14 protein-coding genes and 2 tRNA genes are annotated in these 16,359 nt (G+C 67.9%); 11 read left to right on the forward strand and 5 right to left on the reverse strand.

What is annotated here, in order from left to right; genetic code table 11:
* The first annotated feature begins 13 nt into the window (after positions 1–13).
* Genes ACF8O7_RS11780 through ACF8O7_RS11790 form a run of 3 tightly spaced genes read left to right on the forward strand, consistent with a single transcriptional unit; the run spans position 14 to position 1,729 of the window.
* Entirely contained in the window at positions 14–694 is a 681-nt protein-coding gene (locus tag ACF8O7_RS11780) for a CsgG/HfaB family protein (RefSeq protein WP_126310881.1), read from the forward strand.
* Positions 691–1,065 carry a DUF4810 domain-containing protein gene (locus ACF8O7_RS11785; protein ID WP_034364091.1) on the forward strand — a complete coding sequence of 125 codons (375 nt, stop codon included), beginning with the start codon at positions 691–693 and terminating at the stop codon, positions 1,063–1,065. Before ACF8O7_RS11780 ends, ACF8O7_RS11785 begins: the two co-directional genes overlap by 4 nt.
* A gap of 1 nt (position 1,066) precedes the next feature.
* On the forward strand, positions 1,067–1,729 hold the full coding sequence (locus ACF8O7_RS11790) for a DUF799 domain-containing protein (protein ID WP_126310882.1): 663 nt from the start codon (positions 1,067–1,069) through the stop codon (positions 1,727–1,729).
* Between the two features lie 57 nt (positions 1,730–1,786).
* On the opposite strand, the gene ACF8O7_RS11795 is transcribed toward ACF8O7_RS11790, so the two are convergent.
* Positions 1,787–3,559 carry a methyl-accepting chemotaxis protein gene (locus ACF8O7_RS11795; protein WP_046984442.1) on the reverse strand — a complete coding sequence of 591 codons (1,773 nt, stop codon included), beginning with the start codon at positions 3,557–3,559 and terminating at the stop codon, positions 1,787–1,789.
* 211 nt (positions 3,560–3,770) lie between these two features.
* Here ACF8O7_RS11795 and ACF8O7_RS11800 point away from each other — a divergent pair, with 211 nt between their 5' ends.
* Together ACF8O7_RS11800 and ACF8O7_RS11805 are read left to right on the forward strand one after the other, a co-directional pair.
* Positions 3,771–4,634, forward strand: a complete 864-nt coding sequence (locus tag ACF8O7_RS11800; protein WP_016445719.1) for a 3',5'-nucleoside bisphosphate phosphatase — start codon at positions 3,771–3,773, stop codon at positions 4,632–4,634.
* Between the two features lie 25 nt (positions 4,635–4,659).
* Entirely contained in the window at positions 4,660–5,304 is a 645-nt protein-coding gene (locus tag ACF8O7_RS11805; protein ID WP_016445718.1) for an L-threonylcarbamoyladenylate synthase, read from the forward strand.
* A gap of 77 nt (positions 5,305–5,381) precedes the next feature.
* Here the strand turns inward: ACF8O7_RS11805 and ACF8O7_RS11810 are convergent, their stop codons facing one another.
* Positions 5,382–6,707 carry a methyl-accepting chemotaxis protein gene (locus tag ACF8O7_RS11810; protein ID WP_047217067.1) on the reverse strand — a complete coding sequence of 442 codons (1,326 nt, stop codon included), beginning with the start codon at positions 6,705–6,707 and terminating at the stop codon, positions 5,382–5,384.
* Between the two features lie 176 nt (positions 6,708–6,883).
* Between ACF8O7_RS11810 and ACF8O7_RS11815 the strand changes: the two genes are divergently transcribed.
* The 5 genes from ACF8O7_RS11815 (at position 6,884) to ACF8O7_RS11835 (ending at position 13,931) form a co-directional block, all read left to right on the forward strand.
* Complete coding sequence (locus ACF8O7_RS11815) at positions 6,884–7,561, forward strand: site-2 protease family protein (RefSeq protein ID WP_016445716.1); 678 nt, start codon at positions 6,884–6,886, stop codon at positions 7,559–7,561.
* 75 nt (positions 7,562–7,636) lie between these two features.
* Positions 7,637–8,929 (forward strand): tryptophan--tRNA ligase, encoded by a 1,293-nt coding sequence (locus ACF8O7_RS11820; protein WP_017404606.1) that lies wholly within the window; start codon positions 7,637–7,639, stop codon positions 8,927–8,929.
* A gap of 95 nt (positions 8,930–9,024) precedes the next feature.
* Positions 9,025–9,738 carry a response regulator transcription factor gene (locus ACF8O7_RS11825; protein WP_016445714.1) on the forward strand — a complete coding sequence of 238 codons (714 nt, stop codon included), beginning with the start codon at positions 9,025–9,027 and terminating at the stop codon, positions 9,736–9,738.
* Positions 9,735–11,525, forward strand: a complete 1,791-nt coding sequence (locus tag ACF8O7_RS11830) for a FecR domain-containing protein (protein ID WP_275824374.1) — start codon at positions 9,735–9,737, stop codon at positions 11,523–11,525. Before ACF8O7_RS11825 ends, ACF8O7_RS11830 begins: the two co-directional genes overlap by 4 nt.
* A gap of 27 nt (positions 11,526–11,552) precedes the next feature.
* On the forward strand, positions 11,553–13,931 hold the full coding sequence (locus ACF8O7_RS11835) for a CHASE2 and HATPase_c domain-containing protein (protein WP_280047522.1): 2,379 nt from the start codon (positions 11,553–11,555) through the stop codon (positions 13,929–13,931).
* 89 nt (positions 13,932–14,020) lie between these two features.
* On the opposite strand, the gene ACF8O7_RS11840 is transcribed toward ACF8O7_RS11835, so the two are convergent.
* The 3 genes from ACF8O7_RS11840 to hrcA all read right to left on the reverse strand — a co-directional run bounded on the left by ACF8O7_RS11840 (position 14,021) and on the right by hrcA (position 15,430).
* Positions 14,021–14,097: transfer RNA gene (locus ACF8O7_RS11840), tRNA-Arg, on the reverse strand.
* A 168-nt stretch (positions 14,098–14,265) separates the two neighbouring features.
* Positions 14,266–14,344: transfer RNA gene (locus ACF8O7_RS11845), tRNA-Ile, on the reverse strand.
* Positions 14,345–14,425: 81 nt separating this feature from the next.
* Entirely contained in the window at positions 14,426–15,430 is a 1,005-nt protein-coding gene (gene hrcA / locus ACF8O7_RS11850) for a heat-inducible transcriptional repressor HrcA (protein WP_016445711.1), read from the reverse strand.
* 30 nt (positions 15,431–15,460) lie between these two features.
* On the opposite strand from hrcA, the gene ACF8O7_RS11855 reads away from it, so the two are divergent.
* Positions 15,461–16,357 (forward strand): NAD kinase, encoded by an 897-nt coding sequence (locus tag ACF8O7_RS11855; protein WP_016451050.1) that lies wholly within the window; start codon positions 15,461–15,463, stop codon positions 16,355–16,357.
* The last annotated feature ends 2 nt before the right edge of the window (positions 16,358–16,359 follow it).

Below are 16,359 nucleotides of genomic sequence, written 5' to 3' on the forward strand. Positions count from 1 at the left end.
CGGGGAAATACTCATGACCTCTCGCCTGTGGCCTTGCACGGCCATTGCCATCACCCTGGCCGCCGGCCTTTCCGGCTGCTCCACCACCGAGCAATCGCGCACGCTTGAAACAGCCAAGCCCGCTTCTGCATCCAGCGCCTATCAAGGCCCGCGCAGCCCCATTTCCGTGGGCAAATTCGACAACCGCTCCAGCTTTCAGCGCGGCATTTTCTCGGACGGAGTCGACCGCCTCGGTGGCCAGGCCAGAACCATCTTGGTAACCCACCTGCAGCAAAGCGGCCGATTCAGCGTGCTGGACCGCGACAACATGTCCGAGACCCGCCAGGAAGCGGGCTTCAACCGGCAGGAGCAGGCGATCAAGGGCGCCACCTACGTCGTGACCGGCGACGTGAGCGAGTTCGGCCGCAAGGTGGTCGGGGACCGCCAGTTCTTCGGCGTGCTCGGCCGTGGCAAGGAGCAGGTGGCCTATGCCAAGGTCAGCCTGAACATCGTCCGGGTGCAGACCTCCGAAGTCGTCTATTCGGTGCAGGGCGCAGGCGAATACAGCCTGTCGAACCGGGAAATCGTGGGATTCGGCAGCACGGCCGGCTATGACTCCACACTCAATGGCAAGGTGCTGGATCTGGCCATCCGCGAAGCCGTGGACAAGCTGGCGGCCGGCATGGACAGCGGTGCATGGAAGCCCGCGCAATGAAGCAGATTCCCCATTCGGCCGCAACCCTGGCTGCACTGGCCGTTTGCGCCTCGTTGGCCGGCTGCGCCGCACCGCGCCAGCCTCTGTATGCCTGGAACGATTACCAGCCCCAGGTCTATCAATACCTCAAGGATGACGGAAGCACAGGCGCCGAGGACCAATTGCTCAAGCTGGAAGAAACCCGCCTGAAGGTGCAGGCCGAGGGAAAGGCTTTGCCCCCCGGCTATCGCGCCCATATGGCCATGCTGTATTCCCGGACCGGCAACAACGAAAAGACGGTGCAGCAATTGGCAGAGGAAAAGCAGCATTTCCCCGAATCCGCCAAGTTCATGGACACGCTGCTGCAAACCTTCACGGCCCGCAAGGATTGAGATGCGCCTGAGCACACACATCAAGACCCTGGCCCTGGCCATGACCGTCGCACTGACCGGGTGCGCCACCACTGCGCCCTATGACTATTCGGCACTGCGGGCATCCAAGCCTGCATCCATCCTGGTCATGCCCGCGCTGAACCAGTCGCCGGAAGTGAATGCGCCGGCCGGCGTGCTGTCGCAGATCACGCTGCCGCTGGCCGAGGCTGGCTACTACGTCCTGCCCGTGGCGGTCACCGAGGAAATGTTCCGCCAGAACGGCATCGTCAACGCCGACGATGCGCAGGAACTGCCCGTGGCCAAGCTCCGTGAAATCTTTGGCGCCGATGCGGCCCTGTACCTGAACATCCGCAACTACGGCACCAGCTATGCGGTGATCAGCAGCGCCTCGGTGGTCACGCTGGACGCCAAACTGGTGGACCTGCGTACCGGCACACAGCTGTGGGACGGCAGCGCCACGGCCTCCAGTGCCGAAGGCCAAAGCTCGGGCGGCGGACTGGTCGGCATTCTGGTGACGGCACTGCTCAACCAGATCCTGGACACCATGAACGACCGCAGCGTGCAGATCGCCTCCATCGCCAACCAGCGCCTGCTGTCGCCCATGGCGCAGCGCGGACTGCTGCCGGGCCCGCGCTCGCCCGACTACGGCAAACCGCGCAACTGACGAAGGCCTGCAGGCCGGCGCACATGGACGCGCCGGCCTGCATCCCCGCTCCTCCCGCTAGAAGGTCTCCCAGTCGTCGTCCGCGCCGGCCTTGGCAGGTGCCCGGGCGGGCGCCTTGGCCACAGGCGGCTGGATCTGGGGCGCCGGTGCATTGCGCACGGCGGCAGCCGGGCGTGCCGCGGGCGCGGGACGCGCCGCCGCTGCAGGGGCTGCTGCCGGTCGGCGCGCCACGGCGGCTGAACTGGCGGGCGCCTGCGCCCGGGCCGGTGCCAGCGCACTGCCTTCCTGCCCCAGCTTGAACACCGCCACCACCTCGGACAGGCGCCGCGCCTGGTCCTGCATGGCCAGCGCAGCCGCGCTGGATTCCTCGACCAGGGCCGCATTCTGCTGCGTCATCTGGTCGAGCTGGCTCACGGCCTGGTTGACCTGGCCAATGCCGTCGCGCTGCTCGGTGGACGAGGCGGTGATCTCGCCGATGAGGTCGCTGACGCGGCGCACGCTGGAGACGATTTCCTCCATGGAGCGCCCCGCCTGCTCCACCTGCTGCGAGCCCGACTGCACGTTGTCCACGCTGGTGGTGATCAGCAGCTTGATCTCCTTGGCGGCCTCGGCACTGCGCTGCGCCAGCGAACGCACCTCGCCGGCCACCACGGCAAAGCCCCGGCCCTGCTCGCCTGCGCGGGCCGCTTCCACGGCGGCGTTGAGCGCGAGGATGTTGGTCTGGAAGGCAATGCCGTCGATCACGCCGATGATGTCGGCGATCTTGCGGCTGCTGTCCGTGATCTGCTGCATGCTGGTGACCACCTGGGCCACCACGGCGCCGCCCTGCTCGGCCGCCTGCGCGGCCGTGGCCGCCAGCTGGTTGGCCTGGCGCGCCGTATCGGCCGACTGGGTGACGGTGGCCGTCAGCTCCTCCATGCTGGCCGCCGTCTCCTCCAGATTCGCCGCCGTCTGCTCGGTACGCGAGGACAGGTCCTGGTTGCCGCTGGCGATCTGGTTGGAGGCCGTGGACACGGACTCCACGCCCGAACGCACCTCGCCCACCACGCCGCGCAGCCGCTGGGCCATGCCGTTGAGCGCCTGCAGCAGATGGCCCAGCTCATCGCCCCGGTTGCTTTGCACCGACCCCGTGAGGTCGCCTGCGGCAATGCCGTCGGCCAGCGCCACGGCCTGGTCCAGCGGACGTGTGATGGAACGCATGATGGCCATGCCCATGAACAGGCCCAGGGCCACGATGAGCGCGCTGGCCAGGGCGCCGATCCAGTAGGCCCGGGTGCGGTGGGCGACGCCCTCCTCGCGCGCCAGCTCGCTTTGGCGCTCCTGCTGCTGCACAAAGGCTTCCTGCGCCGTGTTGTAGCGCTCGGCCGCCGGGCGCAGCTGCTTTTCCACGATGTCGAAGGTGGAGGCGAAGTCGCTGGCCTTGCGCGCATCCTGGGCCGCCGAGTTGGCCTTGAGCGTTTCCCGGCGCTCGGCCGCCACGGCCTCCAGCGCCTGCTTGCCCTTGGCATCGAGCTGCAGCTCGCCCACCTGCTTTTGCAGCACGTTGATGCGTTCTATGCCCTTGCTCATCAGCGCGCGCTGCTGCGCGGCCAGCGTCTCGTCGGGCGACATGGCCGCGACGATGGAGCGCTCCACGCTCATCTGGGTCAGATGCCGCCACTCGCGCGCCAGCGTGGCGCCGCGCTGCGCGGTCATCACGTCGGTGTTGATCTTCTCGTTGACTCCGTGCAGATAGAACAGGATGCCGCCGTTGACCGCCAGCATGCTCACCAGCAGTCCCAGCACCAGGGCCCAGAGTTTCTGGGCGACGGTGATTTGATTCAGATTCATGGAAAAACCGATCTTTTTTCTAACAATGCCGGAGCCTGGCCATGGCGCCCCGCCGACCTTCGCTCCGGGCAATCATTCTTGTCCACCCTTGACGGCGCCTGGCTGATCATCGTCATGCCGCTGTCACTATTGAGGGCGGTAAACCCGCACTCAGGGAAGTCCCCAGCCGCAGCGCCAGGCTCGGAAAAGGACCGACACCTACAATGGGCCGGTGCCCAAGTCCTATCTGAATGCCGATCTGCACAGCCACTCCGTGGTCTCGGATGGAACGCTGACGCCTGAACAACTGGCCGAACGTGCCGCAGCCCGCGGCGTGCAGCTGTGGGCGCTGACCGACCATGACGAGGTCGGCGGCCAGCACCGCGCAGCCGCCGCAGCGCGCGCCTGCGGCCTGGACTACCTGACGGGCGCAGAGATCTCGGTGAGCTTTGCAGGCACCACGGTGCACATCGTGGGACTGGGCTTTGACGCAGACGACCCGGCCCTGGTCGAAGGCCTGCATGCCACGCGCGACGGACGCGGTCCCCGCGCCCGCGAGATGGCCCGCCAGCTGGAGCTGGCCGGCATTGAAGGCAGCTACGAAGGCGCGCTGCGCTTTGCCGGCAATCCCGCGCTGATCTCGCGCACGCATTTCGCGCGCTTTCTCGTGGAATCCGGCCGCTGCCGCGACACCGGCGAGGTGTTCCGGCACTACCTGACCGAAGGCCATCCCGGCTACGTGCCCCATACCTGGGCGCGCCTGGCCGACGCCGTGCGCTGGATCACGCAGGCCGGCGGCGTGGCGGTGATCGCCCACCCGGCCCGCTATGCGCTGACGGCCAACGAGGAGTACGCGCTGTTTTCCGAATTCAAGGCCCATGGGGGCCAGGGCGTGGAGGTCGTCACCGGCAGCCACCGCCCCAGCGAGTACGCCGTCTATGCCGACATGGCCCGCGAGTTCGGCCTGGCCGCCTCGCGCGGCAGCGACTTCCACAGCCCCGAGGAGTCGCATACCGACCTGGGCGACCTGCCCTACCTGCCGGGCCAGCTGACGCCGGTATGGGAACTGCTGGGCGAGCGCATTCAGCCGGCCTGAGCCCTTCCCGCAAACAACGCACACCATGGTCCTACGCTTCGAAGCCCACCCCGACAATCCCCAGCCCCGTCTCATCAAGCAGGCCGCCGACATGCTGCGCCAGGGCGCCATCCTGGCCATTCCCACGGACTCCAGCTATGCCCTGGTCTGCCATCTGGACGACCGCCCTGCGGTGGAGCGGCTTCGCCGCATCCGCCAGATCAACGACAAGCACCACCTCACGCTGCTGTGCCGCGACCTGTCGGAGCTGTCCAGCCATGCGCGCGTGGACAACCGCCAGTACCGGCTGTTGAAGCTGGCCACGCCGGGCCCCTACACCTTCATCCTGGAAGCCTCCAAGGAAGTGCCCAAGCGCCTGAGCCACCCCTCGCGCAAGACCATCGGCCTGCGCGTGCCGGACCGCAAGGGCACGCAGCTGCTGCTGGAGCAGCTGGGCGAGCCGCTGATCGCCACCACGCTGATCCCGCCCGGAGAGACCGAGGCCCTGCATGACGCGGATGCCATCCTGGAGCGCTTTCCCCACGAGCTCGATGCCATCGTCGATGCAGGTGCCTGCCCCTCGGAGCCGACCACGGTGATCGACCTGGTGCCCATGGCCCTGGGCAATCCGCCCACCGTGGTGCGGCAAGGCCGGGGCAGCCTGGAGGCCCTGGGCCTGGAAATGACCTGAATCACCCCACCCCCCGCACAAACATCAACGCCGGGCATGCCCGGCGTCTGTTTTTGCTGCTTGATCCTGAAAGGCGTTCAGTGCTGCGCCCACTCCAGGGGCCGGGGTGCAGCAGCCGGCGCGCGCTGCAACGGCCTCGTCACAGCGGCGGACAAGACTGCGGCGGGAGCCATCGACGGCTTCTGCGGCTGCACCCGCACGCCAGCGCCAGCATCCTGCGGCTCGTCATCGAGCTTGAAGGCGCCCACGGCCTGCTCCAGCTCCTGGGCGCGCTCGCTCAACGCTGAGGCCGCACGCGAGGCCTGATGCACCAGGGCCGCGTTCTCCTGGGTGGCGCTGTCCATGTGGCCCACGGCGGCGTTGACCTGGGCAATGCCTTCGCTTTGCTCGCGCAGGGCCTGCGACATTTCGCCGAGCAGGCCCGAGACCTGGCCCACGGCGCCGACAATCTCCTGCATGGTGGCCCCCGCCTGGTTGACCAGGCCCGCGCCGCTTTCCACCTGGCGCACGCTGGTGGTGATCAGTTCCTTGATCTGCTTGGCAGCCTCGGCCGAACGGCCGGCCAGGCTGCGCACCTCGCTGGCCACCACGGCGAAGCCCCGGCCCTGTTCGCCCGCGCGTGCCGCCTCCACGGCCGCGTTCAGCGCAAGGATATTGGTCTGGAAGGCAATGCCTTCGATGACCTGGATGATGTCCACGATCTTGCGCGAGCTGCCGCTGATGGCCTCCATGGTCTGCACCACCTCGCCCACCACGGCCCCCCCGCGCCTGGCCGTGGACGATGCATCGACGGCCAGGCCGCTGGCCGAATGCGCGCGCTCCGCGTTCTGGCGCACGGTGGCCGTGAGTTGCTCCATGCTGGCCGCCGTCTGGGCCAGCGCCGAGACCTGGGCCTCGGTGCGGCGCGACAGGTCGGTGTTGCCGGCGTCGATCTCACCGGCCGACAGGCCGATGGAATCCGTGGACTGCTTGATGCGGCCGACCAGCTCGGTCAGCGTGTCTTCCATGGTGCCCAGCGCGCCCAGCAGGCGGCCGAAGTCGCCCTGCAGCTCGGTCGAAAACTCCTGACTCAGGTCGCCGGCGGCCACCGTTTCGGCAATCAGGATGGCCTGGCCCAGCGGCTGCACGATGCCGCGCCGCAGGCTGAACCAGGCCACCAGGGCCAGTGTGCAGACGGCCGCCCCCAGGCCCAGCACCCACCAGCGCGTGTGCACCAGCGCCTGCTCGGCCACCGTGGTCGCCCCGCCGGCCGCCAGCGCCTGCTCGGCCTGCCCCAGCGAGAGCACCGTGACCGCCATCATCGTGAACACCAGCAGATTGATACCGCCGAACGCAATCACCAGCCGCCAGCCTATCGGCAGCCTGCCCAAGCCCAGTACGCCCACGTGCCACCTCTTGTCCATATGGCCCGAGGGCCTTGGTGAAAAACCTGTTGATTCGCCCATCGCATTGCTGTTTCATTTTGCAACACAGAGGCGGCTGTTGCCAATCCGCGGGAAACCACCATATCCGGTCGGCCGCAGCGCTGCGCACGGGCTCTGGCGGTGCCCAGCGGCAAGGGTGGCCGCCGTCTGAGACAATGCCCGCCGTGGACATCTCCAACCTCATCCAGACCGTACTCATCTATGCCCTGCCCGTGCTCTTCGCGATCACGGTGCACGAGGCTGCCCACGGCTATGCCGCACGCCACTTCGGCGACAACACGGCCGCCATGATGGGACGCATCACGCTCAACCCCATCAAGCACATCGACCCCATCGGCACCATCCTGATGCCGCTGCTGCTGTATTTCGCCACCTCGGGCGCCTTCCTGTTCGGCTACGCCAAGCCCGTGCCCGTGCGCTTCGACCAGTTGCGCAACCCCAAGCGCGACATGATCTGGGTGGCTCTGGCGGGCCCGGCCTCCAATTTCGTGCAGGCGCTGATGTGGGGCGTGCTGCTCGTGGTTCTGGTCGGATCGGGAGTGGGCGAGCGCTTCTTCATTGAAATGTGCCGCGCCGGCATCCTGGTCAATCTGGTGATGTGGGCCTTCAACCTCTTCCCGCTGCCGCCGCTGGACGGCGGGCGCATCCTCGTCGGCCTGCTGCCCTGGCGCCAGGCGCAATGGGTGGCGCGGATCGAACCCTGGGGATTCTTCATCGTCATGGGACTGGTCATCGCCGGCGTGGTCGGCAGCCTGTGGCTGCGGCCGCTGATGGATCTCGGCTATGCCGTGATCGATCTCGCGTTGACGCCGCTGATCGCGCTGCTGCGCTGAACGCGCGGCAGACCCGCCCAGCCTGCCCGTCAGATTCCCTTCTTTTCTCTCTATTGCCTGTCGCAGTCTCCCGTCATGAGCACCATCCGTTTCCTCACCGGCATCACTCCCAGCGGAACCCCGCACCTCGGCAACTATGCCGGCATGCTGCGCCCGGCCATCGCGGCCAGCCGCTCGCGCGAGGTGGAGAACTTCTACTTCCTGGCCGACTACCACGCACTGATCAAGTGCCAGGACCCGGCGCGCGTGCAGCGCTCCACCATCGAGATCGCGGCCAGCTGGCTGGCGGCGGGGCTGGACCCCGAGCATGTGACCTTCTACCGCCAGTCCGACATCCCCGAGATCCCCGAGCTGTGCTGGCTGCTGACCTGCGTGACCGGCAAGGGCCTGCTCAACCGCGCCCACGCCTACAAGGCGGCCGTGGACAAGAACCACGCGGACGGCGCCGAGACCGATGACGGCGTGACTGCCGGCCTGTTCATGTACCCCGTGCTGATGGCTGCCGACATCCTGGCCTTCAACGCCCACAAGGTGCCCGTGGGCCGCGACCAGGTCCAGCACATCGAGATGGCGCGCGACATGGCCTCCAGCTTCAACCACATCTATGGCGGCGAGTTCTTCACGCTGCCCGAGGCACAGGTCGAGGACAACGTGGCCACGCTGCCCGGCCTGGACGGCCGCAAGATGAGCAAGAGCTACAACAACACCATCCCGCTGTTCTCCACGCGCGAGCAGCTGCGCAAGCTCATCGGCAGCATCACCACCGATTCGCGCACGCCCGGCGAGCCCAAGGAAGTCGAGGGCTCGGCCCTGTTCCAGATCTACCAGGGCTTTGCCAGCGAGGAAGAAACCGAGGCGCTGCGCCGCCAGTACGCCGAAGGCATTGCCTGGGGCGACGCCAAGCAGCAGCTGTTCGAGCGCATCGACCGCGAGCTGGCCCCCATGCGCGAGCGCTACGAGCACCTGGTGGCCCATCCGGGCGAACTGGAGGACATCCTGCAGGCCGGCGCCACCAAGGCCCGCCGCGAGACCCTGCCCCTGATCCGCGAACTGCGCTCGGCCGTCGGCCTGCGCAGCCTGGCCCAGGCCCCCGTGGCCGCCAAGGCCAAGGCCGCGAAGCAGGCCCTGCCCCAGTTCAAGCAATACCGCGAAGCCGACGGCAAGTTCTACTTCAAGCTCGTGGCTGCCGACGGCCAGCTGCTGCTGCAAAGCCTGGGCTTCGACGCCCCCAAGGAAGCCGGCCAGGCCATCGGCCAACTGCAAAGGGAAGGCGAGGCGGCCCTGTCCGCACTGCAGTCCCGGCTGCAGCCCGCCGACGCGCAGTTGGTGCTGGCCGCCCTGCAGCAACTGCGCGATGCTTCGGAGTAAGGGTAAGCTTCGCTTGAGAAACCGCATATTTGCGGGCAGTCTTGCCCGCAAGCCCTGCGCCCGGGATTCTGGCGCTTGCGTGAAAGGACATTGGGATGCGTATCGCTGCTCTGGACGATGATCCGCTGCAACTGGAGATGCTGCGTCAGGTTGCGCTGGAGACGGGCCACAGCTGCCACACCTACCAGACGGGCTCGGCCCTGCAGTTGGAACTGCGCCGCGAGAGCTTCGACCTTCTGATCGTGGACTGGCACCTTCCGGACATGGAAGGAACGGACCTGGTGCGGTGGACGCGCGGCCATGTGAGCCGCGAGCTGCCCATCCTCATCATCACCCACCGCAGCGAAGAGGCCGACATCGTCGAAGGCCTGTCCTGCGGCGCAGACGATTTCATGGTCAAGCCCGTGCGCCACGGCGAGCTGCGCGCGCGCATGGCCGCCCTGCTGCGCCGCGCCTATCCGGTGAACACGCAAAGCGTGCTGGAGTTCGGCCCCTTCCGGTTCCTCACCACCACCAACAGCCTGGAAATGAATGGCCAGCCCATCGAGGTGACGCACCGCGAATACACGCTGGCCCTGACGCTGTTCCAGAACCAGGGCCGCCTGCTGTCGCGCGAGCACCTGCGCGAAGCCGTGTGGGGCCACAACGCCGAAGTGCAGTCGCGCTCGCTGGACACACATATCTCGCGCCTTCGCGCGCTGCTGAACCTGCGCGCCGGTCAGCCCTACGCCATCAGCGCCGTGTACGGCTACGGCTACCGCCTGGACGTGCCTGACGAGGCATTGCAGGCGGCACCTCAAACACCATGAACAGACTCTTGCTCGCCGCCAGCCTGCGCGGGCCCGTCGCGCGGGCCTGCCTGCTGGCAAGCCTGGCCCTGCTGGGCGCTGCCGCCACACAGGCCCAGATCAAACCCGCCGCCAGCGGCGGCGACATGCTCGCCCACCGCGTGGCCACAGGCGACACCCTGGAACAGCTGGCCAGCCGCTACTTGGGCGATGCACGCCAGTGGACCCAGCTGCAGCAGCACAACGGCGTGGCCAACCCGTACCGTCTGCGGCCCGGCTCCGTGCTGGAGATTCCCGTGCGCCTGCTGCGCGCCGCCGTGGCCTCCGTGGAATTCGTGCAGGGCGATGCGCGCAGCACACGCGCGCTCGACCATCTGGCCGACACGCAAAGCGGCTCGGCCGAAGACGCAGGCCAGGTCCTGCGCAAGGGACAGACGCTGCAGGAAGGCGATCGACTGCAGCTTGCGCCGGACGCCTTTGTGGCCGTGCGCCTGGCCGATGGCTCTTTGGTGCGCGTGCAGTCGCAGTCCGATGTCCTGCTGCGCCAGATGCGCCGCAAGGGCCGGGCCGGCAGCCTGCAGTCCGTGATCGACCTGCGAGAAGGCAGCGTGGAGGCCTCGGTCCCCACCGAGCAGGGCAATGCCCAGCGCCGCTTCGAAGTGCGCACGCCTGTGGCATCGACCAGCGTGCGGGGCACGCGTTTCCTGGTGCAGACCGATGCGGCAGGCAGGACAGCGGCCGCCGTCGATGAAGGCACGGTCGCCGTGGGCTCGGACGCCTCTGGCGCACCTTCCGGCGATGCGCTGCTGCACCCCGGCCAGGGCGTGGCCGTGGCGGCAGACGGCCGCGTCGGCCAACCCCGCCCCATGCTGGGCGCACCCGACATCACCGCCTGGCCCGCCTTGGCGGAAGACGCCAACTGGATCAGCCTGCCCCTGCCGGCCTTGCCCGGCGCCGTGCGTTACCAGCTGCAGCTGTCGCGCGACGCGGACATGACCCAGGTGCTGCGCAGCGCCAGCTTCCAGGCCACGGCCTCACCGCTGCGCCTGGCAGGCGTGGACGATGGCGACTATGTACTGTCCCTGCGCGGCATCGACGCCCAGGGCATTCCGGGTGCAGCCAGCCGGCGCGCCCTGCGCGTCAAGGCCCATCCCGTGCCGCCGCTGTACGAATCACCGCAGGCCGACGCCACCGTGGGCCTGGGCCGCGCCGGCCTGCAGTGCACCAAGGTGGTGGGCGCCGTGCGCTACCGCATCCAGGTCGTTTCTGCCGATGCCCAGGCCGGCTTTGCCGAACCCGCCATCGACGCGCGCGACCTGAACGACTGCACATTGCACGCAGCCGCGCTGGCCCGGCTGCCGGCCGGCCGCTATCTTTGGCGCGCCGCCAGCATCCGCACGCTGGCCGACGGCAAGCCCGACCAGGGCCCGTTCGCCGCAGCCCAGGCCATGCAGCTGGCGGCCGTGCCGCCCCAGCCCTCGGCCAGCGCGCTGCAGATGGGCGACGGCCCCGCCGAGGGCAGCCGCCAGATCCGCTGGAGTGGCGAGCCCGGCCAGCGCTACCACGTGATGGTGGCGCGCGACCAGGAGTTCACCGCGCCGCTGGTTGACCTCTGGACCGACCAGCCGCAATGGAGCACCGAGGACCTGCCCGCAGGCAGCTACTACCTGCGGCTGCAGATCGAGGACGCCAACGGCCTGCGCAGCGATTTCTCGGCCGCACGCCAGTTCCGCACCGGCAGCTGGATCGTCGATGCCAGCGGCGAGATGATGCAATCGGGCAGCGGAGAGCGCCTGCAGCGCCAGTAACCGCACCCGTTCAATCCTTGACCACGCTTGTCCACCCTGCCGCCTTCGCCTGACAGTCCCGCCACGCCGGCGCAGCAGGTGCAGCCGGCGCCCGCGCGTGGCCGGGGGCTGCGGCGGGACTGGCTGCTGCTGGCGGCGGGACTGCTGTCCCTGGTGTTCTGGCTCAGCGGTGACGGGCAGCTGGAGCGCATCAACGGACTGGTGCAGGACACGGCCAGCTGGCTGCACCGCCCCAAGGCATCTCAGGACATCGTCATCGTGGCCATCGACGATGCCAGCATCGACGCCATAGGCCGCTGGCCCTGGAGGCGTGCCTTGCACGCGGGCCTGCTGGAGCGCATCAGCCAGGCCCCGCCGCGCGCCATCGGCCTGGACGTGATGCTCAGCGAAGAAGATCTGGACTATCCAGGCGATGATCTGCTGCTGGCGCGCGTCCTGCAGCGCAGCGGCCGCACCGCCTTGCCCGTGGCGCCGGGTACGGATCCGCTGCCGGCCTTTGCACAGGCTGCGGCAGCGCTGGGCCACACCCAGCTGCCCGTGGATTCCGACGGCGCCGTGCGCAGCTTCCATGCCATTGAAGGCAGCGCGCAGCAGCCCTGGTGGCACATGGCGCTGGCCCTGCACTGCGTGGGCCAGCACGGCCGCGCATGCGCCCGCCCCGAACCCGTGCCGCCGCTGGACCCCGGCACACCCGCATGGCAGCGCCGCCAGCGGGAGATCATTGCCTTCGCACAGGCCAGGCCCGAGCAGGGCGCGCGTGACCGCTCTCCCTTCACCACCTATTCGTACATCGACGTGCTGCGCGGCCGCATTCCTGCTGCGGCATTTCGCGGCAAATACGTGCTCATAGGAACGACGGCCGCCGGACTGGGAGCGCAGTTCACCGCACCGCTGGGTGCCAGCGCGCGCCCCATCTCCAGCGTGGAAATGCTGGCCCATGTGCTCAACGGCAGCCTGCAGGGCTCGCACGTACACCGCGCTTCGGCGGGGCTGGACCGTGCGCTCAACACCGCAGCCGTGCTGCTGGCCCTGCTGGCCCTGGCCTGGCTGGGCCCTTCGGGCGGCATGCTGGCCTGCGCGCTGCTGGCCCTGGCCTGCCTGTCGCTGGCCGGGCTGGCACCACGCATCTGGCAGGTGCAGACGGCCCCTGCCGCAGCCCTGCTGGGCCTGGCCCTGGCCTATCCGCTGTGGAGCTGGCTGCGCCTGCGCGCCGCCGCCCGCTTTCTGGCGCTGGAACTGCGAGACCTGCAGGGCCAGGGCCTGCCCACCGCGCTGCGCCTGGGCGGCGACCTGCTGGACCAGCGCATTGCCGCCGTCGAGCAGGCTTCGCGGCAACTGCGCGCCCTGCACCATTTCGTCAGCGAAAGCCTGCGCCAGCTGCCCTCGCCCACCTTTGTCTGCGACCGCCAGGGCCATGTGCTGCTGGCCAATGCCGCGGCCCATGCCTATGCGCGCAGCCTGGATCACGACCTGCGCGCTGGCGACTCCCTTCCCAGGCTGCTCGATGGCCTGCGGGCGCTGGACACGGCGCCCGGCCCGCAGGCCGGCAGCCCGCTGCTCACGGCCAGGGCGCTTGCCGCCGGCGGCCTGCCGCTCAGCAGCGAGGGGCGCGACGGCCGCGGCCGCAGCCTGATGCTGCTGGTCCAGGCCTTCGAGGCTCCGCCCACCACAGGCTGGCTGATCACCCTGGTCGATATCAGCGATCTGCGCAGCGCCCAGGCCCAGCGCGACCAGGCCATGCAGTTCATCTCGCACGACATACGGGCGCCCGTGGCATCCATCATCACCTTGCTGGAGATGCAGCGTGGTTCCGTACAAGCGCCCGACCTGGGCATGCTGCTCCCGCGCATCGAAGGCTATGCCCAGGCCTCCCTGCAGCTGGCCGACGATTTCGTGCACCTGGCTCGTGCCCAGCAGCAGGCGCTGCGCCGGCAGCAGCTGGACCTGGGCCTGGTGCTGGACCAGGCCGTGGAAAGCTGCTGGGCCCAGGCCAGCGCCGCCCATGTGCAGCTGGAATTCAGCCTGCCCGAGCAGGAATGCCCCGTGCTGGGCGACCCGGGCATGCTCCACCGCGCAGCCGTCAACCTGATCGGCAACGCCATCAAGTACGGAGCGCACGGGCAACCGGCAAGCGGCGCCACGGTGCAATGCCTGCTGCTGCAGGACGCCGGCCATTGCCGCATCGCCATCCGGGACCACGGACCCGGCATGGATGCACAGGCCGTCGCCCGCCTGAGCCAGCCCTTCGAGCGCCTGGACCACCATCAGCACCTGGACGGCGCAGGCCTTGGGCTGGCCTTTGTACGCACCGTGGCTGCCCGCCATGGCGGGCAGCTGCAGATAGAAAGCGCGCCAGGCCAGGGAAGCACCTTCAGCATCGTGCTGCCGAAGGCGCAGCAAGCCTGACCGGGGGTGTCATCCCAGCGGATCCCAGCGGATGGCCCGTGAAAACGAAAAAGCCCTGAAGTCTTTTAACTTCAGGGCTTTGCGTTTTTTGGTGCGGCTGGCAGGAATCGAACCCACGACCCCTTGGTTCGTAGCCAAGTACTCTATCCAGCTGAGCTACAGCCGCAACGCTTCGCATTGTAGCAGCGGGTTTTGGAGCTTCCAGGCAAAAGCGCCATATTTCTGCAAAAAACCTGGAAGTCGCATTCAACGGCAGCCATGCCAGCCGGCAGCGTCGCGCCCAGCAAAAAAGCCTGCCGCCCGGGAAGGCGGCAGGCTTTTTCATACCAATGGATGGTAGGGCCTCCCAGAGTCGAACTGGGCACCAACGGATTATGAGTCCGCTGCTCTAACCAAGCATGAGCTAAGGCCCCTGATTCACCAGGGCAGCGCGGATGCACGCCATGGCAAACGGCTATTGTAGATCCTAACCTGCGCGGCTCAGCGCTTGTGGCTCAGCGCTTGTGGCTCAGCGCGTTGCTGACCAGCTTGGAGGTGATGTCCACGATCTGGATCATGCGGTCGTAGTGCATGCGGGTGGGGCCGATCACGCCCAGCGTGCCCACCACCTTGCCGTCGAGCTCGTAGGGCGCGCTGACCACGGACAGCTCCTCGAAGGGCACGACCTGGCTTTCGCCCCCGATGTAGATGCGCACACCTTCAGCCTGGCTGGAGAAATCCAGCAGCCTGAGGATCTGGGTCTTTTGCTCGAACAGGTCGAAGGCGCGGCGCAGATTGCCCATGTCGCTGGAGAAATCGCTGACCGACAGCAGATTGCGCTCGCCCGCGATGACCACGTCCTCCTGGGCACTGGTCATGGCCTCCGTGCCCACGTTGACGGCTGCCTGCATGAGGGTGGCCACCTCGCCGCGCAAAAGCTCGACCTCGCCCTTGAGGCGCTCGCGCACCTCTTCCATGGCCAGGCCTGCGTAGTGGCTGTTGAGAAAGTTCGATGCCTCGATCAGCTGGGAGGCCGAGTAATCCACGTCGGTGAAGATGACGCGGTTTTGCACGTCACCGTCGGGCGAGACGATGATGACCAGAAAGCGCCGCTCCGACAGTCGCACGAATTCGATGTGCTTGAACACCGAGGTGCGGCGAGGCACCAGCACCACGCCCACGAACTGGGAAAGGCTGGACAGCAGATTGGCGGCGTTGGCGATGACTTTCTGCGGCTGCTCGGGCACGAGCTCGGGCGTCACGATATCTGCACGGTCCGCCGTGAGCATGGTGTCCACGAACAGCCGGTAGCCCCGGGCGGTCGGAATGCGGCCGGCCGAGGTGTGCGGACTGATGATCAACCCCAGGTCTTCGAGGTCAGCCATCACATTGCGTATCGTGGCAGGCGACAATTCAAGCCCCGACGCACGCGACAGGGTCCGCGAGCCCACAGGCTGGCCGTCAGCGATGTAACGCTCGATCAGCGCTTTGAGCAACAACTTGGCACGTTCGTCGAGCATGTGATGATTTTAATGATGTAATTTCCAGAAATGACGTCCACGTTTCGCCACGTTGCCTTGATCGGGAAGTACCACGCTCCCAGCGCAAGCGCCCCGTCCGAGAATGCCAGCAACGCGCTCGAGCGCATTGCGGACTTCCTCAGGCGCCAGGGCTGCGAAGTCGTGCTTGATACCCAATCGGCCCTGCACGCAGGGCTCACAGACTACCCCACCCTCGATGTCGATGGCCTGGGCAGGCATTGCGACCTGGGCCTGGTCGTCGGCGGCGACGGCACCATGCTCGGCGTGAGCCGGCACCTGGCGCAATACGGAACGCCCCTGATCGGGGTGAACCAGGGCCGCCTGGGCTTTGTCACCGACATCGCGCTGGAGGACTTCGAGGCCACGCTCACCCCCATGCTGCAGGGCGAGTACGAAGAGGATCTGCGTCCCCTGATGTGCGCCCGCGTGATCCGCGAGGGCGAATGCGTGTTCGAGGCCCTGGCCATGAACGACGTGGTGGTCAACCGCGGCGGCACCTCCGGCATGGTGGAGCTGCGCATCGAGGTGGGCGGCCGCTTTGTCTCCAACCAGCGCGCCGACGGCCTGATCGTGGCCACGCCCACGGGCTCCACGGCCTATGCCCTGTCCGCTGGCGGGCCGATGATGCATCCGTCCATCCCCGCCTGGGTGATGGCGCCCATTGCGCCGCACAACCTGTCCAATCGCCCCATCGTGCTGTCCGATGCCAACGAGGTCACGATCGAAGTCGTGGCCGGGCGCGATGTCAGCGCCAATTTCGACATGCAGTCGCTGGCCTCGCTGCAGCACGGCGACCGCATCCTCGTGAGCCGCGCCCACCACAGCGTGCGCTTTCTGCATCCCAAGGGCTGGAACTACTTCGCCACGCTGCGCAAGAAACTGGGCTGGAACGAGGGAGGCGCCTGACC

Source organism: Delftia sp. WSY_16 (assembly GCF_043104415.1).
Lineage (GTDB): Bacteria > Pseudomonadota > Gammaproteobacteria > Burkholderiales > Burkholderiaceae_C > Comamonas > Comamonas tsuruhatensis.